This is a genomic window from Actinomadura barringtoniae, from assembly GCF_017573505.1.
Lineage (GTDB): Bacteria > Actinomycetota > Actinomycetes > Streptosporangiales > Streptosporangiaceae > Spirillospora > Spirillospora barringtoniae.
Genome location: NZ_JAGEOJ010000017.1, coordinates 17154 through 38356, shown reverse-complemented (window position 1 = coordinate 38356; position 21203 = coordinate 17154). Strand labels below are relative to the sequence as shown.

The following is a 21203-nucleotide window of genomic DNA, read 5'->3' as shown; positions in this document are numbered from 1 at the left end:
GATCGTCACCCGCTCATTCGGTGGTCACCGCCCGGAGCACGTCGATGCGCGCGGCGCGGCGGCCGGGCAGGATCGCCGACACGACGCCGACCAGGCCCGCGGCCACCACCAGCGCGATCAGCGTGCCGATCGGCAACTGGAACTCGGTGATGCCCTGCGACTTCAGCGAGCTGACGAGCGTCCAGCCGAAGAAGATGCCGACCGCCAGGCCCAGCACGGCGCCGAGCACCGAGATGATGACCGCCTCCCAGCGGATCATCGCGCGCAGCTGGCCCCGGGTCATGCCGACGGCCCGCAGCAGCCCGAGTTCGCGGATCCGTTCCAGCACCGACAGCGCGAGTGTGTTGATGATCCCGATGAACGCGATGATGACGGCCAGCGCGAGCAGGATGTAGAACAGCACCAGGATCTGGTTGACCTGCTTGGCCTGCTCGTCCTTGAACTCGGCCTGGTCGCGTACCTGGACGGTCGGGAACTGCGCGACGACCTTGTCGATCGCCGCCCTCGACTCGGCGGGCGGGACGCCGGACTTGGCCTTGACGAGCGCCAGGACGTCCAGCTGGTCCTGATAGTGCCGCTGGTAGACCGTCAGCGGTATCAGGTAGCCGCCGTTCAGCTGGTTGTCCTTGTAGACCACCTTGATCGGCAGCCGTTCGGTGCCGCCCACGGGGAACTCGGCGGCGACCGCGTCGCCGAGCTTCCAGCCGTGGTCCTTGACGACGTCCTCGCGGACGGCGATGCCGCCGCCGGTGAGGTCGGTCATCTTGCCGTCGGTCGTCTCGGTGCGGACCGTCTTGTCGTAGGCGATCGGGTCGACGCCGTTCAGGCTCTGGTTCTTGCCGTCCAGCTTGAACGAGCCCGTCCGGATCCCGACGGCCGAGTCGATCTGCGGCTGCCTGGACAGCTGCGTGACCACGTCGGGGCTGAAGCCGACCGCGGCGCCGCCGGACGGGCCGCTCAGGATGTAGTCGGCCGCCACGCTCTCGTCCAGGATCTTGGTGAACGACGCCTTGAGCGACGCCGCGAAGATCGTCACCAGGCTGACCAGCGCGAGCCCGATCATCAGCGCCGCGGCCGTGGAGGCGGTGCGGCGCGGGATGCGCATCGCGTTCTGCCGCGCGAGCCGGCCCGGCTCGCCCGCCCAGTGCGCGAACGGCCAGCCGATCACCCGCGACATCGGCCGGGCCACCAGCGGGCTCAGCACCGCGACGCCGAGGAAGATCACCACGGCGCCGGTCGCGACGGTCGCCAGCCGGTTGCTCGCCTTGTCGTTGAAGAGGCCGGTGAGCAGCAGCGCGATGCCGATCACGGTCATCACCGCGCCGATCGCGATGCGCACCTTCCCGGTCCGGGTCGGCGACAGCGTCGTCGCCTCCTGCACCGCCGCGACGGGCGCCACCCGCGTGGCGCGCAGCGCGGGCATCAGCGAGGCGACCATCGTGACGACCAGGCCGACGACCAGCGCGACGATGATCGTGCGCAGCCGGATCTGCGGCGAGGTCGACGGCAGGTCCACGCCGAGCGCGCCGAACACCCCCTGCAGGGCGAGCGCGATGAGGATGCCGGCGCCGATCCCGACGATCGAGGCGAGCAGCCCGACGATCGCCGACTCGGTCAGCACCGACCGCAGCAGCTGCCGCCGCGAGGCGCCCATGCAGCGCAGCAGGGCCAGCTCGCGGGTGCGCTGGGCCAGGATGATCGAGAACGTGTTGACGATGATGAACGAGCCGACGAACAGCGCCACGAAGGCGAACGCCAGCAGCGCGATGTTGATGAACTTGGTGAACTGCCCGATCGCCTTGGCGTTCTCGTCGGCGAGCTGCTTGCCGGTGAGCGCCTCGTAGGACGGCCCGATCCTGGCGCTGATCCGGTCGCGCAGCGCCTCGTGGCCGACGCCGGGCACCGCGACGACGTCGACCTCGTCGAAGACGCCCTTGCGGTTCAGCACGTCCTGGGCCGTGGCGGTGTCGAACCCGGCCAGCGTCGCCCCGGCGAGATTGTCGGCCTCCCCGAACCCGACGACGCCGCTCACGGTGAACTCGCGCGGCGCCTTCTGGAAGAGGATCTTCACCCTGCTGCCGACCGTGAACCCCTGCTTGGACGCGGTACGGGCGTCGACCACGACCTGGTCCGGACCGGTCGGGAACGCGCCGGACCGCAGCGTCGACGACTGGCGCAGCTGGGGCGTGGTGGAGACCGAGACGCCGAGCGTCGGGGCGCCGCCGGTGGTGACCGGCTTGCCGTTCCTGCCGATGAACTGGGCGTAGCCGCTGACGCCGCCCTCGGCCGCCTTGACGCCGTCCACCCCGGCGATCTGGTCGCGCACCGAGGCCGGGATCGGCGTGCGTTGGTCGCCCTGATCCCCGCTGAACTTCTCCTTGCTGCGGACCGCCACGTCGGTGCCCTTCGCGACGTCCTGGAAGAGCTGGGTGAAGGTCTTGTTGATGGTGTCGGTGAGCACGTACGTCCCGGCGACGAAGCCGACGCCGAGGACGATCGCCAGGGCCGTGAGGGCCAGCCGCAGCTTGTGGGCCAGCAGGCCCTTGAGCGTGACCCGCCACATGGTCAGTCCCCGAGTCTCTTGAGGAAGTCCAGGACCTTCTCGGCGGTCGGGTCGGTCATCTCGTCCACGATGTGGCCGTCCGCCAGGAACAGGACCCGGTCGGCGTAGCCCGCCGCGCTCGGGTCATGGGTCACCATCACGATCGTCTGCCCGAACTCGTCGACCGAGCGCCGCATGAAGGTCAGCAGCTCGGCGCTCGTGCGCGAGTCCAGGTTGCCGGTCGGTTCGTCGGCGAACACGATCGTCGGCCGCGACAGCAGGGCGCGGGCGACCGCGACCCGCTGCTGCTCACCGCCCGACAGCTCGTTCGGGCGATGGCCGAGCCGCTTGGTCAGGCCGAACTCGCCGGTCACGCGCTCGAACCAGGACCGTTCCGGCTTGGTGCCCGCGATCGCCAGCGGCAGCTCGACGTTCTCGGCCGCGGTGAGGGTGGGGACCAGGTTGAACGCCTGGAAGACGAAGCCGACCCGTTCGCGGCGCAGCATCGTCAGGCGCCGGTCCGACAGCGAGCCGAGCTCGGTGTCGCCGATCCAGACCTCGCCGCCGCTCACCCGGTCGAGCCCGGCCATGCAGTGCAGCAGCGTCGACTTTCCCGAGCCGCTCGGGCCCATGACTGCGGTGAACTGCCCCGCCGGGAACTCGACCGACACCTCGTCGAGCGCCTTCACCTCGGTGTCGCCGGTGCCGTAGACCTTGCTGATCGCCACAGCCCGCGAGGCGACCTCATGGCCCCCCGCGCCCCCCGTGGGGCCGGCAGTCCCTTCCGTCTCTTCGGCCATCCGCCTCCGCTCCTTACCCGCCCACTTGCGACTCTCCGGGCATTGCCCCACCTTCGTCAATGGCTGATAGTGAGGCTGCGAAATACCGTCCCCCGGCACGCAGGAATCCGGCGCGGGCCTCCGTACGATCATGCGTTCGTACGTGAGCCGCGAACAGGAGCTGACCATGGGCCCCCGCCAGGACATGAAGAAGGCCAGAAGCCGCGGTGACCTCACCGATCGCGTGAAGATCGAGCTGGTCCGCGAGGACGGCGTGGTCCGGGAGGTGCGCGCGTCGGCCCTGGTCGCGCCGCCGGTCGCGGGCAGCATCGCCGACATCCCGTTCGTGAACGCCGCCGAGGCACCGTCCGCCGTGGTCGTACGGCGCAGGACCGACACCGGATGGGAGGGCGTCACCGCCGCGGAGTTCGCGGCCGAGGTCCAGGCGGCGGCGCGCGGCCTGGCCGCGGCCGGGCTGGCCCCAGGTGGCCGCGTCGCCATCATGTCCAGAACCCGCTACGAGTGGTCGGTGCTGGACTTCGCGGTGTGGGCGGCGGGCGGCCAGAGCGTGCCGATCTACGCGACGTCCTCCGCCGAGCAGGTGGAGTGGATCCTGCGCGACTCCGGCGCCGCGTTCGTGGTCGCCGAGACCGCGGCCAACGCCGCGACGGTCGCCACCGCCACCGCCATGCTGCTGGAGCCGGCCACGGTGTGGTGCCTGGACCAGGGCGGGCTGAACGAGCTGATGAACGCGGGCGACGACGTTCCCGATGAGGAGGTCGACAAGCGGCGCGCGAGCCTCACGCCCGACACGATCGCCACGGTCTGCTACACCTCCGGGACGACCGGGCGGCCGAAGGGCTGCGTGCTCACCCACGCCAACCTGCACGCCGAGGCGGCCAACACGATCGAGCTGCTGCATCCGATCTTCACCGAGATCACCGGCAAGACCGCCTCGACGCTGCTGTTCCTGCCGCTCGCGCACATCCTGGGCCGTTCCATCCAGATCGCGTGCCTGAAGGGCCGCATCGAGATCGGCCACTGCCCGAGCATCAAGCCCGACGAGCTGCGGCCCGAGCTGAAGTCGTTCGGGCCGACGTTCGTGGTCGGCGTCCCGTACCTCTTCGAGAAGATCCACGACACCGGCCGCGCGATGGCCGAGAAGCTGGGCCGCGGCTCCTCGTTCGAGCGCGCCGACCGCATCGCCGTCCGCTTCGGGCAGGCGCAGCTGGCCAAGTACCTCGGGACCGGGCCCGGCCCGTCCCTCGGCCTGTACGCGGCCTGGGCGCTGTACGACCTGCTGGTCTACCGGCGCATCCGCAAGGAGCTGGGCGGCAACCTCAGCTACGCCATCAGCGGCGGCTCCCCCCTCGACCCCCGGCTGAACTTCTTCTTCTACACGGCACAGATCGTCATCTTCGAGGGCTACGGCCTGACCGAGACCACGGCGGCGGCGACCATCACTCCCCCGCTCAGCCCGCGCCCCGGCACGGTCGGCCTGCCCGTCCCGGGCACCTCGATCCGGCTGGGCGACGACGGCGAGGTGCTCATCAAGGGCGGCGTCGTCTTCGAGGGCTACTGGCAGAACGAGACCGCGACCCGCGCGGCCCTGAACGACGGCTGGTACGCCACCGGCGACCTCGGCCACCTCGACGACGACGGCTACCTGTCGATCGTCGGCCGCAAGAAGGACATCCTGATCACCAGCGGCGGCAAGAACGTCTCGCCCGCGCCGCTGGAGGACCGGCTGCGCAGCCGCCCGCCGATCATGCAGTGCGTCGTGGTCGGCGACGGCCGCAAGTACATCGCCGCGCTGGTCACCCTCGACCCCGAAGCGGTCGAGCACTGGCTCGCGGTGCGCAAGCGCCCCCGTGACACCCCGATCGAGGATCTGCGCGAGGACCCGGACATGCTCGCCGACGTCCAGAGGGCGGTCGACTTCGCCAACGAGGCCGTCTCCAAGGCCGAGTCGATCCGCGCCTTCCGGATCGTGGCGGGCGACTTCACCGAGGAGAACGGCCTCCTCACCCCGTCGCTCAAGGTCAAGCGCAAGGCGGTCCTGGGCGCCTACGCCGACGAGATCGAGGCCCTCTACGCCGACTGACCCGCCTGCCGCATTGGCAGAGTGCCCAATAACGCCGTGCGAACGTTGCCCCAGATGCGGACAGACAGGCACGTCGCCCTCGGTGAGGATGGGCGGTCAAGAGGTTCCCACCCCCCCTCGGGCCTCAAGGAGGTCCCATGCGTCCCATCCTCGGCCGACGGCTGCTGTCCCTGGTCGCCGCCGTCGCCACCGCGCTCGCACTCCTCGCCGTTCCCGCGCATGCCGTGCCCGCACGCGCCTACGCGGGACCCGACTGGGACAAGCCAGGTCCCTACCAGGTCTCGTCCCAGTCGGACTCGGTGACGACCTTCTACTACCCGAGCAACATCGGCAGCGACTCCGCCAAGCACGCCGTCATCATCTGGGGCAACGGCACGTTCGCGTTCCCGGTCATCTACGACGGGCTGCTCGAACACTGGGCCAGCCATGGCTTCATCGTCGCGGCGGCCAACACCTCGTTCTCCAACACCGGCCTGGAGATGCGCACGGGCATCGACACCCTCACCAAGTGGAACGGCCAGAACGGCAGCCCCTTCAAGGGCAAGGTCGACCTGGGGAACGTCGGCGCGGCCGGTCACTCCCAGGGCGGCGCGGGCGCGATCAACGCCACGCTCGATCCGCGGGTCAAGACCACCATCCCGATCCAGCCGGGCCCGCTGGCCCTCCCGTCCTACCTGCACGGCCCGACGCTCTATCTGGCCGGTCAGTACGACGTGATCGTGTTCCCGGCGCTGGTGCAGGCCTTCTACGACAACTCCGGGCACGTGCCGGCGATCTACGCCGAGCTCGCGGGCGCCACGCACTTCACCACGATCGGTGACGGCGGCGGCTTCCGCGGCATCACGACCGCCTGGTTCGCGCTGCAGCTGCAGGGCGACGAGCGGGCCCGCGGGCTCTTCTACGGCCAGAACTGCGGGATCTGCTCCGGTTCCACCTGGCTGAACGTCAAGCGCAACGCCAAGATCACCGGCTAGCGCGCGGGCTCTACAGCAAGGCCCCTGCCAACTCCCGCCATTCCCGCATCGGGAGGGCGGAGGGATCGGCGGTCAGCACCTGGAGGCAGACGTGGTCGGCGCCCGCCTCCAGGTGCTGCCGTACGCGGTCGGCGATCGTGTCGACATCTCCGTAGGCCACCAGGTCGTCCACGAGCCGGGCGGTGACCCCGTCCTCGTAGCCGAGGCGGCGGACGCTCGCGGCCTGGTGAGGCGCGGCCTCCACATAGCCGGTAACGTGGGCCGTGGCCACCGCGCGGGCCCGGTCCAGGTCGGTGTCCAGGACCACGGCCTGCTCCACGCCCAGGAACGCGTCCGGCCCCATGATCGCCCTGGCCTTCTCGGTGTGCGCGACCGGAACGAAGTAGGGATGCGCCCCCCAGGTCCGTTCGGCCGCAAGTTCGAGCATCTTCGGACCGAGCGCCGCCAGGACGCGGGGTGGCGGCGAGGCCGGGACGGGCCCGTGGTTGGGCACCGCGTCCATCGCGTCCAGGTAGCCGCGCATCATCGCCAGCGGACGGCCGACCGGGGGCATCTGGTAGCCGTCGAAGACGCCGGCCACCGCGTCCACGCGCTGGCCGCCCAGCCCGAGCACGTACCGGCCGGGGAACGCCTCCCCCAGCGCCCGCTCGGCGGCGGCCATCGTGATCGGGTCGCGGAACGCCACGTTCGCGATGCCCGCCGCGACCACGATCCGCCGCGTCGCCGACAGCAGCAGCCAGGCCTGGCTCACGCTGTCGCGGCCGAGCCCCTCGCCGAACCAGAGCGCGCCGTAGCCGAGCTCCTCCAGTTCGGCGGCGGCCTCCCGTACGGCGCCGGCCGGCTGCCCCTCGAAGGCGAAGGTCCACAGGCCCACCCGGCCCAGGTCGTCAACGTTCACGAGCACTCCTTTCCGGAGAACCTCTCCGGTTCGCCGCCAGACTATACGGAGAACCTCTCCGCTTGGCTAGCATGGGGTCATGACCACGACCCGGCCGCTGCGCGCCGACGCGCTGCGCAATCGCGACCGGCTGCTCGCCGCGGCCGAGGAGGCGTTCGCGACCGAGGGCCCCGAGGCGTCGCTGAACGAGATCGCCAAGCGGGCGGGAGTCGGGCCCGGCACGCTCTACCGGCACTTCCCGACCCGCCAGGCCCTGCAGACCGCCGTGCTCAAGGACCGGATCGAGCGGCTCTGCGCGCGGGCCGAGGCGCTCTCGGGCAGCCGCGCCCCCGCCGAGGCGCTGGCCGAGTGGGCGCGGGTCTTCCTCGTCCACGCCCGGACGAGCCAGGGCATGGGCGGCGCGCTGTTCCTGGAGGAGCTGGAGGAGACCGCCGGACTGGGCGTCGACTGCCACGCGATGATCGAGGAAGCGGCGGCGGCCGTGCTCGGGCGGGCCCAGCGGGCGGGCGCCGCGCGTTCGGACCTGTCACCTGCGGACTTTCTCCAGCTCGTCACCGGCATCGCGCTGACCACCGCGAGGGACGCCGACACCGGGCAGGCCGAACGGCTTCTGGGGCTCGTGCTGGACGCCGTACAGGGGTAGATGTGGTCTTGTGGACCTTGCCAGCGCGACGCGCGACCTCTACGGAGTGATCCCGGCCGAGTTCATGGCCAGGCGCAAAGACCTCGTGCAAGAGGCGCGAGACTCCGGCGACCCGGCCCTCGCCAAGCAGCTCGGGGCGCTGCGCAGGCCCACCCTGTCGGCCTGGGCGGTCAACCTGCTGTCCCGCTCGTCCGCCGAGGAGCTCGGCTGGCTGCTGGACGTCGGCGCCGACCTGCGAGCGGCCTGGGTGTCCGGCGGGCACATCGGGGGCCTGGAGCAGCGCCGCACCGAGCTGATCACCCTGCTCGTGCGGACCTCCCGACGGCTGGCGAGCGACGCCGGCCAGCCGCTCCGGGATCCGGCCGTACGGGAGGTCGAGGAGACCCTGCAGGCGGCGACCGTGGACGAGGACGTGGCGGCGGAGGTCCGGGAGGGCCACCTGGCGCAGGCCCGCAGCCATTCGGGGTTCGTGCCGACGGGCTTCGGGACCGCCGGGTTCGGCGGGATCGAGTCCGGCACCGCCCTCGCCCGGTCCTCGGCGGCGCCGGCTCGGGCCGCGGCGCCCGCCGAGGCCGCGCGGACCGCCTCGGTGTCCGATCTGGACCGCAAACGCACTGAACGAGCCCGCAAGCGGGCCGAGCAGGCCCAGGCCGCCAAGGCCGAGCGCAAGGCCGAGCTGGACCAGGCCCGGCGCGAGCTCGACGAGGCGAACAAGTCGCTGGAACGGGCCCAGCGGACGCTCAGGGAAGCCCAATCTCACCAGGAGACCGCGCAGCGGCGGCTGGACAAGGCGGAAAAGGCCTACGACAAGGCGCTGGAGGCCGCCGACGAGGCCCGCCGCCGGGCCGAAGGGCAGTACTAGCCGTCCGGTATCCGCCCCCGATGACAAATTGGAACACGGAAATGAAGTAGGTTCTTTCCGAACATCGTTCTAATTCGGAGGGGGCAGCCGTGGCGGTACCGATCCTGGAGCAACCGTCGGACTGGACGGAGCCGGGCGCCCACCCGGTCGCCCCAGGGGTGCACCGCATCCCGCTGGAGCTGCCCATCGCGTCCCTGCACGCGGTCAACGTCTACGTGATCGAGGATCCGGGCGGCCTGGTCGTGGTGGACTCCGGCTGGTCGATGCCCGACAGCCGCGCGGCGCTGCAGGACGCGCTGCGCACGCTCGGCCACCGGCTCGACGATGTCTCCCAGTTCCTGATCACCCACGCGCACTGGGACCACTACTCGCAGGCCCTGGCGCTGCGCGACGCGTTCGGCACCCGGGTGCGCATCGGGCGCGGCGAGAAGCCCTCGCTCACGGCGTTCGACGTCTCCAGGGGGCTGCACCCGCGCCAGGTGGAGCTGCTGCGGCGGGCCGGCGCGACCGACATCGCCGACCAGGTCGCCGCCTTCGGCGTGAACGCCGATGAACGCGACATGCCGCACACGATGCCGGACGCCTGGCTGGACGACGGCGAGCGGGTCGAGCTGACCCGGCGCGGGCTCGACATCTTCGAGACGCCCGGCCACACGCGCGGGCACATCGTGCTCCGCGACGCCGCCGCCGGGCTGCTGTTCTCCGGCGACCACGTGCTGCCGCACATCACGCCGTCCATCGGCCTGGAGACCGAGCCCGAGGCCAAGCCGCTGCGCAGCTACATGGCGTCGCTGCGGATCGTGCGCGACATGCCCGACACCCTGCTGCTGCCCGCGCACGGCCCGGTGGCGACCAGCGTGCACACCCGGGTCGACCAGCTGCTGGAGCACCACCGCGAACGCCTGGACGTCGCCGCGCAGCAGGTCCGCGACGGCCACGGCACCGCGTTCGAGGTCGCGGCGGCGATGTCGTGGACGCGGCGCCGCAAGAAGCTGGACGAGCTGGACGTCTTCAGCCAGATGCTCGCCGTGCTGGAGATCGACGCGCACCTGGACGTGCTCGTCGACCAGGGCGTGCTCGACGCGCACGAGTCCGGCGGCGTGCGCACCTACGCCATTAAGGGCTGATCCACGCCGGGTCCCGGCCGAGCAGGGCGACGAGCCGGTCGCCGGCGGGCGCGTTCGGCGGCACCCGCACCGGCGGGTCGAACAGGCCGTGGCGGACGTCGTCGGCGACCAGCATCGGGCTGATCCGGATCAGCTGCTCGGCCAGCGCGGCCGGGACGGGCGTGCGGCGCCCGCAGGCGCGCGCGATGTCCCAGGCGTGCACGGCGACCTCCATCGCGCCCGTGCTCGCCATCGCACCGGCCTGCATCGGGCAGCCGCCCACGGTCACCAGCCGGTCGGTGCGCGAGTCGTGCGCCCACGCGCCGAGCAGCCGCGCCGCGCGGTCCCGGAAGTCGGCGACGACGTCACCGCCGGGGTCCTCGGGCCGCCAGTCGGGCATCAGCGGGACCGACCCCCGGTCGATGCCCTCGCACAAGGCGTCGAGCGAGTCGTTCAGATGCAGGAACAGCATCCGCAGGGTCCAGCCCCGGCACGGCGTGGGCCCGGCCATGCGGTCATCGTTCACATCCTGAGCCACGCCGAGTGCGAAACTGATCGCCCGTTCCAGAAGTGCCGCGGTGAAGTCCTGCAGAGCCGCGGCATCCGGTGCGTTCGCAGGCGTCACCGCACGGTCGTCTCCCATGGGGGCCTCCCTTCCCCAATAGAGACCCTGCCGCACGCCCAAAGTCATCGGTCCGCGCGCCGGTTCGGGCAATGACCTTCGGGGCCGCCGCCTGACCTGGCGCCTTACGATGAGCCGATGAGACCGAGCACGCGCGAGGCACTGGTGGGGGCCGCCGCCGAGCTGCTGGACGAGGGCGGCCCCGAGGCGGTGACCCTGCGCGAGGTGGGGCGGCGGTCGGGCGTCTCGCACAACGCTCCGTACAAGCACTTCGCCGACAAGGAGGCTCTGCTGGCGGCCGTCGCCGCCCGGGAGCTGGGTCACCGGGCCGTGTTCCTGGCGACCGCGGCCGAACAGCCTCCCGGCGAGGCCGTACGGACAGCGATGCACGGCTACATCGCCTGGGCGCTGGCGAATCCCAGGCGCTTCAAGCTCGTCTACGGAACGTGGCGCACGGGCTCCCCCGAGCTGGCGGACGCCGCGCACGCGGCCCGTTCCCGCCTCGTCGGCCTGGTTACGGCGGCGCAGAAGGCCGGCACGCTACCCGACGGCGACGCCGAACGGCTGACCTCGCTGATCCTGGCGCTGGCCCACGGCGCGGTCGACCTGGCCCTCTCCGGGCACCTGGCCCGGGACGGCAAGGGCCGGGCCGACCCCGACGACCTCATCGACGACCTCTTCGGCCAGCTCGCGAAGAGCTGAACGGCTGCAAGGGCTGAAGGGCTGAGCCCGCCCGAGGGCCGGAAATGCCGAAAAGGTAAAATTCAGGCCCAATGTCCCTTCGATGGGAGGATCGATGGCGGAGACCACCGAGCTGGCGGAGACCACCGACACCGTGGAGATCACCTCGGCGGACGAGCTGCGCGAGCTGCTGGGCGACGTCATGCCCCGCGCGGCGGCCAAGGAGCGGCCCCGGCTGCACCAGCGGGACCTGGAATGGCTCGCGGCGTCCCCGTTCTGCCTGGTAGCCACCGCCGACTCCGCGGGCAACTGCGACGTCTCCCCCAAGGGCGACCCGGCGGGCCAGCTCGCCCACGTCATCGACGAGCACACGATCGCCATCCCCGAGCGCCCGGGCAACCGGCGCGCGGACGGCTTCTTCAACGTCCTGGACAACCCGCACGTCGGCCTGATCTTCCTGATCCCGGGCCGGAACGAGACCCTGCGCATCAACGGCCGCGCCCGCGTGGTGCGGGAGGCCCCGTACTTCGACGAGATGATCGTCAAGGGTTTCCGGCCGAAGCTGGCGCTCGTGGTCGAGATCGACACGATCTTCCATCACTGCGCCAAGGCGTTCATGCGCTCCGCGCTCTGGAAGCCGGAGAAGTGGGGCCCCGACGACCTGCCGTCGCACGCGCAGATCACCAAGGACGTCATGATCACGCCGGAGAGCGTCGAGGAGCTGGAGGCCTACTACAGCGAGGCCGAGTACTCCAAGAAGCTCTACGCCCGCTAGCTCTCCGTACCTCCCCGTAGAGACGAAAAAGCACGGCCACCGCGCCCTGGGGGCGGTGGCCGTGCTGAATATCCAGGCGGATCAGCCGCTCTTGCGGCGGAACTGGCGCTGATGGTCGGCGCGGCCGTGCGTGCCGCGGACCTTCGAGGAGCTCTTGCCCGAGCCGTTCCCGTGTCCCTCCGCCGCTCCGCGCTTGCGCTCCAGGGCCTCCCGGAACTTGCGCTTCACGTCGTCCTCCGCGCCTTCCGTCACCTCGGCGGAATCGTTATCTCCAGCAGAGTCGGCCATGGGGACCTCCCGCTTCTTCAGTCATCAAGCGTTGCCAGCCTTCCTACCCTCGCATGTCCGGCGCTCTAACGCCCAGCCGCGCCCGCGCGGGTCTCCTCCCCGATCCGCCGCCAGGCCGCCTGGACGTGCGCGTCCGTGGTGGCCGGGCCGCCGATCGCGAGCCTCAGCAGCACGCGGCCATGGATCCTGGTGTGGGTGAGATAAAGATCACCAGAGGCGTTCAGGCGCTCCATGAGGGCCAGGGTGGCCGCGTCGGCCTCCTCGTCCGGCAGGCCCTCCCAGCGCGGCCGGAAGCACACCAGGCCGAACCTGGGCTGCTCGAACAGCTCGAACGCCGGGTCCGCGGAGATCCACCCGGCCAGCTCGGCCGCCAGCCGCACGCCGGTACGGACGTGCTCGCGCAGCCCCTCCGCCCCGTACCAGCGGATCACCGACCACAGCTTCAGCGCGCGGAACCGGCGCCCGAGCGGGATCTGCCAGTCGCGGTAGTCGACGACCTCGCCCGACGCGGTGGCGGCGTTGCGCAGGTACTCGGGCAGGATCGACAGCGCGCCGATGAGCGGCTCCCGGTCGCCCACCCACATCACGGTGCAGTCGAAGTTGGTGAGCAGCCACTTGTGCGGGTTGGTGGCGTAGGAGTCGACGTGCTCCTCGAACCCGTCGTTGATCCAGCGCAGCTCGGGGCAGACCGCCGCCACGCCCGCGTACGCGCCGTCCACGTGCAGCCAGACGCCGTGCCGGGCGCACACCTCGCCGATCGCGGCGACCGGGTCGACCGCGCTCGTCGACGTCGTCCCGACGGTGGAGCACACCATGACGGGCGTCGCTCCGGCGGCCGCGTCCTCGGCCAGCAGGGCGTCCAGGTGGGCCGGGTCCATCGCCATCGTCGCCGGGTCGACGTCGACCACGCGCACGTTCTCCGCGCCGATCCCGGTGATCCGGGCGGCCTTCTCCAGGGAGGAGTGGGTCTGTGAGCTGACATAGAGCTTGGGGCGCCGGGTGAGGCCCTCCCGCGCACTGAGGCCCTCCTGCGCGCTGAGGCCCTCCCGCGCCGCCGTTCCGCCGCCCGCCCGGTGCAGCGCGGCCAGGATCGCCACCAGGCACGCGCTGGACGCCGAGTCCTGGATGACGCCGCCGCCGGGGCCTGCCATGCGGAACCTGGCGGGCAGGCCGAGCAGCTCGGCCATCCAGTCGACGACCCGGTTCTCCAGCTCGGTGCACGCCGGGCTGGTCGCCCACAGCATTCCCTGCACGCCGAGCCCCGCCGAGAGCAGGTCGCCCAGGATGGCGGGCCCGGTGGCGTTGGAGGGGAAGTAGGCGAAGAAGCTCGGGTGCTGCCAGTGCGTGACGCCCGGCATGATCACCCGGTCGAGGTCGGCCAGCAGGTCCTCGAAGCCCTCGCCGCGCTCGGGCGGGTGCTCGGGCAGCCCCGCCAGGACGTCGCCCGGCCGCGCCTGGGAGAGCACCGGATACGCCTCGACCTTCTCCTGGTAGTCGGCGATCCAGTCGATGACCTGTTTGCCGTAGCGGCGGAACTCCTCCGGGGTCATGTGTGCGCTCATGGAGTCATTCTGGCCCAAACGATCAGGGACCGCATCAGGCGATCGGATGCCGGTCCCCGCTGGGTCCCGTCCGGTCGGTCCGGTCGGTGCGGCCGGTGTGGCGGTCGGCGGGCGCGCCGCACCAGTAGCCGAGCGCGCGCCGGATCTCGGTGGCGCGGCGGTCGGGCGCGGTCTCGTCGGTGGCCCAGGCGATGTAGCCGTCCGGCCGGACCAGGGCCGAGGTACGGGTGGCACCGCCCGCGACCGAACAGTGCACCCGGTCGGGGTAGCAGTGCCCGGCCAGGTAGCTCACGGCGCGGTCGTTCGCGGCCACCACCAGCACGAACTTGCCCTCGCGCAGCGCCTCGTACAGCCGCGTCGGCTTGCCCGCCAGCGGAACGTCAGGGGCGCGGCGGCCGGTGAGGCGGTGGGACCCGCGCGGCGCCGGGTAGGCGATGTCGATCCCGGACACGGCACCGGCGGCCCGCCGCACGATCGGCGGTGTACGGGTCGCCGCCGCGATCGCGCCCTCCCGCAGCCACCGCAGGGCCTGCGACTCGACCAGGCCGCCGCGCAGGATCGCCCCGCTGAGGCGCAGCACGCGCCGCCCGACCGGATGCCGCTCCTCCTGGTAGGTGTCCAGCAGGCCGTACCGGCCCCAGCCCTGGAGGTCGGCGGCGAGCTTCCAGCCGAGGTTGGCCGCGTCCTGCAGCCCGGTGTTCATGCCCATCCCGCCCGCGGGCGAGTGCACGTGCGCGGCGTCGCCCGCCAGGAACACGCGGCCGACCCGGTAGTTCGGGACCTGGCGCTCGTCGCTGTGGAACCGCGACGACCACCGCGGATCGTGCAGGCCGTGGTCGGTGCCGAAGACGCGGCGCATGACGTCCCGCATCTCGTCCAGGTCGACCGGATCGGAGTCGGGAAGCTGATGGGCGCGGTTCCAGGCGATCACGCGATACCAGCCGTCGCCGAACGGGACGACGAACGCGAACCCGTCACCGTCGACCCCCGCGTTCAACTGGTCGGGCGGCGGGTCGGTCAGCCGGACGTCGGCCATCATCACCGACCGGACGGCCGACTGCCCGGGGAACGGCAGGCCCAGCACCTCCCGCACGACGCTGCGCACGCCGTCGGCGCCGACCAGGTACGCCCCGCGCCGCGGCTCCTGCCCGCGCACCAGCACCTCGACGCCGTCGCGATCCTGGCTGAACCCGGTGACCTCGGCGCCCTCGACGATCTCCGCGCCCGCCGCGCGGGCCCGCGCGGCCAGCAGCCGCTCGGTCTCGTACTGCGGCGTGATCAGCGCGTACGGGAACCGTCCCGGCAGCCGCGACAGGTCGATCCTGGCCCATCGGAACGGCTGGACCGCCCGGACCAGATGCCCCGTGGCGATGAGCGCGTCCGCGAGACCGCGCGCGTCGAGCATCTCCAGCGTGCGCGCGTGGACCGCGAACGCGCGGGTGAGGTTGGGCTCGTCCGCGCGCCGTTCGAGCACCGTGCACGGCACCCCGGCCTCGGCCAGGTCCCCGGCCAGCAGCAGCCCGGTGGGCCCGGCTCCCACGATCAACACGTTCCCGGTGGCAGGCATCCCGCCCCCTCTGTCTGGATCAACGTTTCGTAGGCGGCCCTTCCCCAGGCGCGCAAGCTATTCACATCGTCGTCGCGTTTCTGCCGCTTTGCGACCACCCCGGGGGTCAGCCCTTGATGCGGTGCTCCTGGCCCGCCCACTCCTTCTCGCGCAGCGCGAACTTCTGGATCTTGCCGGTGGAGGTCTTGGGCAGCTCGGACACGAACTCGACGTGATCGGGGGCCTTGAACCGCGCCAGGCCGCCGCGCACGTGCTCGATGATCTCCTCGGCGGTGGCGGTCCGGCCCGGGCGCAGGATGACGAACGCCTTGGGCCGTTCGCCCCACTTGTCGTCGGGCACCGCGACCACGGCCACCTCCAGGACGGCCGGATGGGAGTCGACGGCGCGCTCGACCTCGACGGTCGAGATGTTCTCGCCGCCGGAGACGATGATGTCCTTGGAGCGGTCACGCAGCTCGACGTAGCCGTCGGGGTGGCGGACGCCGAGGTCGCCGGAGTGGAACCAGCCGCCGCGGAACGCCTTGGCGGTTGCCTCCTCGTCGCCGTAGTAGCCCTTCATGACGTTGTTGCCGCGCATCACGATCTCGCCCATGGTCTCGCCGTCCCAGGGGACGTCGTTCATGTCGGCGCCCACCACCCGCAGCCCGTCGGTCTGGAGCATGCCGACGCCCTGGCGGGCCAGCAGCCGGGAACGCTCGCCGGGCTCCAGGCCCGGCCAGCCCGGCTGGGGTTCGCAGACCGAGTACGGCCCGTAGGTCTCGGTGAGGCCGTAGACGTGCACGATGCTGGCGCCCAGGCCCTCCATCTGACCGATGATCGTGGGGCTCGGCGGGGCTCCGGCGGTCGTGACCACGAGCGGGCGCTCCAGCGTGTGCGCCTGCGCGGCGTTCGCGATGGTGACCAGCACGGTCGGCGCGCCGTTCAGGTGCGTGACGCCCTCCTCGTCGATGAGCCGCCAGATCTCCGCCGCGTCGACCGCGCGCAGGCAGACCTGCGTGCCGCCGATCGCGGCGAGCGCCCACGGGGTGCACCAGCCGTTGCAGTGGAACATCGGCAGCGTCCAGAGGTAGACGCTGTCGGGGGTGTGCCGCGAGTGCATCACCTCGCCGAGCGCGTTCAGGTACGCGCCGCGATGGGTGTACATCACGCCCTTGGGGAGCCCGGTCGTGCCCGAGGTGTAGTTGATGGAGATGACCGCGTTCTCGTCCTCCACCTCCCACGGAAGCGGGTCGTCCGAGCCGAGCAGGTCGGCCCGCTCCTCCGGAACGGTGATGACCCGTTCGACCGTCTGCAGGCCGCCCTCCAGCGGCGCGATCGTCGGATGCAGCCCGGAGTCGACGACCAGGATCCTGGCGCCGGAGTGGTAGAGGATGTGGCGGACCTCCTCGGAGGCGAGCCGCGTGTTGATCGCGACCAGGACCGCGCCGGCGAGCGGCACCGCGAAGTGCGCGATCAGCAGGTCGGGCACGTTCGGCGCGAGGTAGGCGACCCGGTCCCCCGGCCGCACGCCCAGCGCGCGCAGGCCGTTCGCGACCCGGGTCACCTCGGCGGCGAGTTCGGCGTATGTCATCCGCTGATCGCCGAAGGAGACGGCGGTCTTGCCGGGGAAGACCTCCGCCGAACGGTCCAGGAAGGCGAGCGGAGTGAGCGGGGTCTCCATCAGTGGTCTCCAAGCTCCGAGGGCCGGCGACGCGACTCCAGGCCCAGATGGATCCGGTAGCGGTCGGCGCGGTAGGTGGCCATCGCCACCTCGACGCAGACTCCCCGGCTGAACGTGCGCTGCTGCATGAAGAAGACGGGACTGCCCGGGTCGATCCCCAGCAGGCGCGCGTCCTCGTTCCCCACCGGACCAGCCTCGATGGTCTGCTCCCCCGCGTCCAGCAGAATCCCGTACTCCTTCTCCAGGACGCCGAAGAGCGACGCCCCGGCGGGGCGCCGCTGCGGCAGGTCGGGCGCGAGCGAGGCGAGGATGTGCGATCGCTCCACCGCCATCGGCTCGCCGTCGGCGAGCCGGAGCCGTTCCAGCACGTGCACGCCGGCGCCCACGTCCACCTCGAACAGGCGCGCCAGGTGCGGGTCGGCCTCGACGGTGCGCGTGGCCAGGTCGACCGAGCCGGGCCGGAGCCCGCGCGTGAGCATGTCCTCGGTGAACGAGACGAGCTCTTTCGGCATCTGCACCTTGGGCCGGGCGACGAAGGTTCCCTTGCCGGGGATGCGCCGCAGCCGGTCCTCGGCGACCAGCTGGTCCACCGCCTGCCGTACGGTCATCCGCGACACCCCGAACCGGCGGCACAGCTCACGCTCTGACGGAACCGGCGCGTCGACCGGCAGCCGCTCCTCCTCGATCATGCCGAGCAGGATCGCCCGAAGCTGAAGGTACTTCGGCAACGGGGCCGCAGGATCAATCACCCTCCTTTCATATCCGAAATCCGGATACCCCTGGGGGCTCTACCCCGCGTTACCGCGCGCCCGGCCTCAAGCGGACGCCTCGTCGAGCAGCGCGACCTGGCCGTCGGTCAGCTCGAGATCGGCGAGCGCCAGCAGCGCGGGAAGCTGCTCGACCGTGCGGGCGCTGGCGATCGGCGCGATGACCGTGGGCTGGGCGTTGAGCCAGGCGAGCGCGACGGTGGAGTGCTGCGCGCCGGTTTCCTCGGCGACGGTGTCGAGGGCCGCGAGGACCTTCTGTCCCCGCTCGCTCTCCAGGTACTGGCCGGCCTTTCCGGCCCGGGCGCTCTGCACCTTCTGCCCGGGGCGGTACTTACCGGTGAGGAAGCCCGAGGCCAGGCTGGAGTACGGAAGCGCCGACAGGCCGTTGCGCTTCACCACGTCCTCGCGTTCGCCCTCGTAGGTGTCGCGCGAGAGGAGGTTGTAGTGCGGCTGGAACGCGACGTACCGCGCGAGCCCCTCGGCGTCGGAGTGCGCCAGTGATTCGGCGAGCCGTTCGGCGGTGAAGTTGGAGGCGGCGATGTGCCGCACCTTGCCCTCGCGGACGAGCTCGTCCAGCGCGCCGAGCGTCTCGGCCACCGGCGTGTCCGGGTCGTCGAAATGCGCGTAGTAGAGATCGATGTAGTCGGTCTGCAGGCGGCGCAGCGACTCCTCGGCCGCCGCCTTGACCGTGGCGGCGCCCAGCCCGCGGAACTTCGGGTGCGCGCCGGCCTTGGTGGCGACCACGACCTCGTCGCGCCTGCCGCGCGCCTTCAGCCACGCGCCGAGGATGGTCTCGGACTCGCCGCCGGAATTGCCCTCCACCCACGCCGAGTAGGCGTCCGCGGAGTCGACGAAGTTGCCGCCCGCGGCGGTGTAGGCGTCCAGGACGGCGAAGGACTCGTCCAGGTCCGACGTCCAGCCGAAGACGTTGCCGCCGAGGGTGAAGGGTCCGACTTCCAGGTCTGTGCTGCCGATGCGTGCCATGTCCTGCGGCAACTCCGCCGCACTCCACCCCTATTCCTTGATCCTGGTTCTCTTGACCCGATGTTGACGGTCGCGGCGGTCGTGACCGGCCGCGACCGCGCACGACCGGCTACTTGCTCGGCTCTGGCGTCTTGCAGTGGATCTTCGGGTTGACGCCGAGGTAGTTCAGCGGGCCGGCGATGACGGTCACGGCGATGGTGGCGACGCGGTTGCAGTTCTTCTTCTTGTCGCCGTCGTAATAGCCGCGCTGGCCGGCCGCGATCGCGCCGATGATCAGCCAGATCACGAGCACGGCGGTTCCGAGCCGCATGGTTGCCTCCCGCGGGTGAGGGGTTGTCCGGGGCGTGGATCTTTCCCTCTTCCTCCCGCTTCACTCGCGTAACACGCCGTTACGGCCAGTTCTGGCAGGTTGGACGATCATTTCCAGGCCAGCCGGAGGGTCTCCGGCGACCGGTCGATGAGGCTGGGGCGCATCCGCGGCTCCTCGGCCAGTCGCAGGCCGGGAAGGCGGCGTACGAAGGTCTCCAGGCTGATGCGCAGCTCCTCGCGGGCGAGCTGGGCGCCGGGGCAGGCGTGCACGCCGTGGCCGAACGCCAGGTGCCGTTCGCGCGGCCGGGTGATGTCGAACACATCGGGGCGTTCGTGCGCTGTGCCGTCTCGACCGGCGGCGCCGAACGCGACCAGGACGGCGGCGCCCTCGGGCAGTTCGGTGCCGGCGAGCGTGGTGGGCCGGGTCGTGATGCGGCGGAACGCCTGGACCGCCGTGTCGTAGCGGGCGGCCTCGTCGATCGCGTCGGGGATGAGCGACGGATCGGCGACCAGCATCTCCCACTGCTCGCGATGCGAGAGCAGGTGCGTCATCGCGTTCCCCATGAGCGCGGTCGTGGTGAGGTGCCCGGCGATCACGAGGTTGGACAGGTTGGAGAGGATCTGGCCGCGGGCCTCGGGCGTGGGTGCGCCGGGCGCGAGGGCCTCGATCATCTCCGAGATCAGGTCGTCGCGCGGCTGCGCGAGGCGGTCGGTCAGGTGCGCGTCCAGGAGCGTTCGCAGGGCGGCCATGTCCCTGGCGGCGGCGACCTGATCGCCCGTGCTCATCCGCCGGAACCCCAGGCGCTCGGCCTGCACGCTGCCCTGGATGGCCACGTCCGCGTCGGCCGGGTCGAGCCCGTAGATGTGCGCGATCACCTCGCCGGGGAGCCTGCGCGCGTACCGGCTCATCAGCTCGACCTCGCCGTCGCCGATGAACGCGTCGACCAGCGCGCCCGCGCGTTCGGTGATGAACGGCAGCAGCGCGGCGACCCTGGTTCCCGAGAACGCGCGGGTGAGCGGGGCGCGCAGGCGCAGGTGCGCCTCGCCGTCCGCGCTCACCACGACCGGGCCGCCGCCGGCCGGGCCCTTGACCATCTCGGCGATGGCCTCCGGCGACGGGTGCATGTCGGGGCGCAGCACGTTGGCCGAGGAGAAGATCTCCGGGGTCCGCAGCACCTCGCGGACGTCGGCGTGCCGTGCGACCAGCCAGCCGTCCAGTTCCGGCACGTACAGGAGCCCGTCGGTCTCCCGGGCCTCGGCGTAGAGCGGGTACGGGTCGCGCCGCAGCGCGGCGAGCCTCTCGAAATCCCTCTCCCCCACGATGTCCCTTCCGTCGGCGGCGCCTCAGCCATCATGCTCACCGATCGCCGTCTGGCCCGGAAGGGGCGGGGTCAATCGGGCGGTCCGGCGAGGCCATTCAGCAGCAGGGCGGTGAGGGTGTCGACGATCTCGTCGTCGGTGACGTCCGGGCCGTGCTCGCCCGCGGTGAGGACGGAGTAGCCGAGCATCGAGATCATCGAGCCCATCGCGGCGGCCACGAGAATCGGGTCGCCGGGGATCTGACGGCCCTTCTCCCGCATGAACTCGAGGTGGTCGCGCCAGGGGTCGGTCTCGGTGACCAGGCTCTGCCAGGCGCGGCCGGCCGAGGGGCTCTCGGCGACCATCGACTGCATCTGGGCGACGATCACCGGCAGGTTGTCGCGGTAGACGCGCCAGGCCACCTCCAGGTGGCTGCGCAACTGCTCGCGCTCGGCCAGGTCGTGGTCGCGCGAGTGCGCATGTCCGGCCGCCTCGATCCCCGCGTCGGCCTGGGCCTCCAGGTCGGCCAGCAGCGCCTCCAGGAGCTGCTCCTTGCTAGCGAAGTGGTCGTAGAACGAGCCGGTCGCGCGCCCGGCCGCCGCCGTGATGTCGGTGATCTTGGTGTTGAGGTAGCCGCGCTCCATGAACAGCCGCCGGGCGGCGTCCTTCAGCGCGGCCTCGGTCTCGGCCGCCTTGGCCTTCCGTACGCCCACCGGCCTCCGCCCTCCGTCGCAGCGCCACTCGTGGTTGACGCCCGCCCAGTATCGCATGATACTGAATC

At 71.5% G+C, this 21203-nt stretch carries 20 protein-coding genes; 7 read left to right on the top strand and 13 right to left on the bottom strand.

Annotated elements, in window-relative coordinates; translation table 11 throughout:
* Positions 1-13: 13 nt before the first annotated feature.
* Positions 14-2563, bottom strand: coding sequence for an ABC transporter permease (locus tag J4573_RS36595; protein WP_208260687.1), 2550 nt, complete (start codon positions 2561-2563; stop codon positions 14-16).
* A gap of 2 nt (positions 2564-2565) precedes the next feature.
* A complete protein-coding gene (locus J4573_RS36590) occupies positions 2566-3342 on the bottom strand; it encodes an ABC transporter ATP-binding protein (RefSeq protein ID WP_208260686.1) in 777 nt (258 codons plus the stop codon).
* A 142-nt stretch (positions 3343-3484) separates the two neighbouring features.
* Here J4573_RS36590 and J4573_RS36585 point away from each other — a divergent pair, with 142 nt between their 5' ends.
* Both J4573_RS36585 and J4573_RS36580 read left to right on the top strand, forming a co-directional pair.
* Positions 3485-5425 carry an AMP-dependent synthetase/ligase gene (locus J4573_RS36585; RefSeq protein ID WP_307797183.1) on the top strand — a complete coding sequence of 647 codons (1941 nt, stop codon included), beginning with the start codon at positions 3485-3487 and terminating at the stop codon, positions 5423-5425.
* A 137-nt stretch (positions 5426-5562) separates the two neighbouring features.
* Complete coding sequence (locus tag J4573_RS36580) at positions 5563-6399, top strand: alpha/beta hydrolase family protein (protein WP_208260685.1); 837 nt, start codon at positions 5563-5565, stop codon at positions 6397-6399.
* A gap of 10 nt (positions 6400-6409) precedes the next feature.
* Here the strand turns inward: J4573_RS36580 and J4573_RS36575 are convergent, their stop codons facing one another.
* Positions 6410-7297, bottom strand: coding sequence for a TIGR03620 family F420-dependent LLM class oxidoreductase (locus J4573_RS36575; RefSeq protein ID WP_208260684.1), 888 nt, complete (start codon positions 7295-7297; stop codon positions 6410-6412).
* 79 nt (positions 7298-7376) lie between these two features.
* Between J4573_RS36575 and J4573_RS36570 the strand changes: the two genes are divergently transcribed.
* The 3 genes from J4573_RS36570 (at position 7377) to J4573_RS36560 (ending at position 9929) form a co-directional block, all read left to right on the top strand.
* Positions 7377-7940, top strand: coding sequence for a TetR/AcrR family transcriptional regulator (locus J4573_RS36570; RefSeq protein WP_208260683.1), 564 nt, complete (start codon positions 7377-7379; stop codon positions 7938-7940).
* Positions 7941-7950: 10 nt separating this feature from the next.
* Positions 7951-8802, top strand: coding sequence for a TolC family protein (locus J4573_RS36565; RefSeq protein WP_208260682.1), 852 nt, complete (start codon positions 7951-7953; stop codon positions 8800-8802).
* Positions 8803-8891: 89 nt separating this feature from the next.
* A complete protein-coding gene (locus tag J4573_RS36560) occupies positions 8892-9929 on the top strand; it encodes an MBL fold metallo-hydrolase (RefSeq protein ID WP_208260681.1) in 1038 nt (345 codons plus the stop codon).
* On the opposite strand, the gene J4573_RS36555 is transcribed toward J4573_RS36560, so the two are convergent.
* Positions 9919-10551 carry a TIGR03086 family metal-binding protein gene (locus J4573_RS36555; RefSeq protein ID WP_208260680.1) on the bottom strand — a complete coding sequence of 211 codons (633 nt, stop codon included), beginning with the start codon at positions 10549-10551 and terminating at the stop codon, positions 9919-9921. The two genes, J4573_RS36560 and J4573_RS36555, sit on opposite strands and share 11 nt — an antisense overlap.
* 117 nt (positions 10552-10668) lie before the next feature.
* Here J4573_RS36555 and J4573_RS36550 point away from each other — a divergent pair, with 117 nt between their 5' ends.
* Positions 10669-11232: a TetR/AcrR family transcriptional regulator gene (locus J4573_RS36550; RefSeq protein WP_208260679.1), complete on the top strand. Its 564-nt coding sequence runs from the start codon at positions 10669-10671 to the stop codon at positions 11230-11232.
* 94 nt (positions 11233-11326) lie between these two features.
* Complete coding sequence (locus tag J4573_RS36545; protein ID WP_208260678.1) at positions 11327-11986, top strand: pyridoxamine 5'-phosphate oxidase family protein; 660 nt, start codon at positions 11327-11329, stop codon at positions 11984-11986.
* Positions 11987-12067: 81 nt separating this feature from the next.
* Here J4573_RS36545 and J4573_RS36540 read toward each other — a convergent pair whose 3' ends face one another.
* The 9 genes from J4573_RS36540 to J4573_RS36500 all read right to left on the bottom strand — a co-directional run bounded on the left by J4573_RS36540 (position 12068) and on the right by J4573_RS36500 (position 21192).
* Positions 12068-12274 carry a DUF5302 domain-containing protein gene (locus J4573_RS36540; protein WP_208260677.1) on the bottom strand — a complete coding sequence of 69 codons (207 nt, stop codon included), beginning with the start codon at positions 12272-12274 and terminating at the stop codon, positions 12068-12070.
* A 65-nt stretch (positions 12275-12339) separates the two neighbouring features.
* On the bottom strand, positions 12340-13836 hold the full coding sequence (locus J4573_RS36535; protein WP_243774161.1) for an aminotransferase class I/II-fold pyridoxal phosphate-dependent enzyme: 1497 nt from the start codon (positions 13834-13836) through the stop codon (positions 12340-12342).
* A gap of 34 nt (positions 13837-13870) precedes the next feature.
* A complete protein-coding gene (locus tag J4573_RS36530) occupies positions 13871-15403 on the bottom strand; it encodes an FAD-dependent oxidoreductase (RefSeq protein ID WP_208260676.1) in 1533 nt (510 codons plus the stop codon).
* A 106-nt stretch (positions 15404-15509) separates the two neighbouring features.
* Positions 15510-17063 carry a long-chain-fatty-acid--CoA ligase gene (locus J4573_RS36525; RefSeq protein ID WP_208260675.1) on the bottom strand — a complete coding sequence of 518 codons (1554 nt, stop codon included), beginning with the start codon at positions 17061-17063 and terminating at the stop codon, positions 15510-15512.
* Positions 17063-17812, bottom strand: coding sequence for a GntR family transcriptional regulator (locus tag J4573_RS36520; RefSeq protein WP_208260674.1), 750 nt, complete (start codon positions 17810-17812; stop codon positions 17063-17065). The genes J4573_RS36525 and J4573_RS36520 overlap by 1 nt, the downstream gene beginning before the upstream one ends.
* Before the next feature lie 66 nt (positions 17813-17878).
* Positions 17879-18814 carry an aldo/keto reductase gene (locus J4573_RS36515; RefSeq protein ID WP_208260673.1) on the bottom strand — a complete coding sequence of 312 codons (936 nt, stop codon included), beginning with the start codon at positions 18812-18814 and terminating at the stop codon, positions 17879-17881.
* Positions 18815-18923: 109 nt separating this feature from the next.
* Positions 18924-19124, bottom strand: coding sequence for a hypothetical protein (locus J4573_RS36510; RefSeq protein WP_208260672.1), 201 nt, complete (start codon positions 19122-19124; stop codon positions 18924-18926).
* A gap of 107 nt (positions 19125-19231) precedes the next feature.
* Positions 19232-20443 carry a cytochrome P450 gene (locus tag J4573_RS36505; RefSeq protein ID WP_208260671.1) on the bottom strand — a complete coding sequence of 404 codons (1212 nt, stop codon included), beginning with the start codon at positions 20441-20443 and terminating at the stop codon, positions 19232-19234.
* Between the two features lie 71 nt (positions 20444-20514).
* The gene (locus tag J4573_RS36500; RefSeq protein WP_243774160.1) at positions 20515-21192 is read right to left on the bottom strand and encodes a TetR/AcrR family transcriptional regulator; all 678 of its coding nucleotides are present in this window, start codon (positions 21190-21192) and stop codon (positions 20515-20517) included.
* Between the last annotated feature and the right edge of the window lie 11 nt (positions 21193-21203).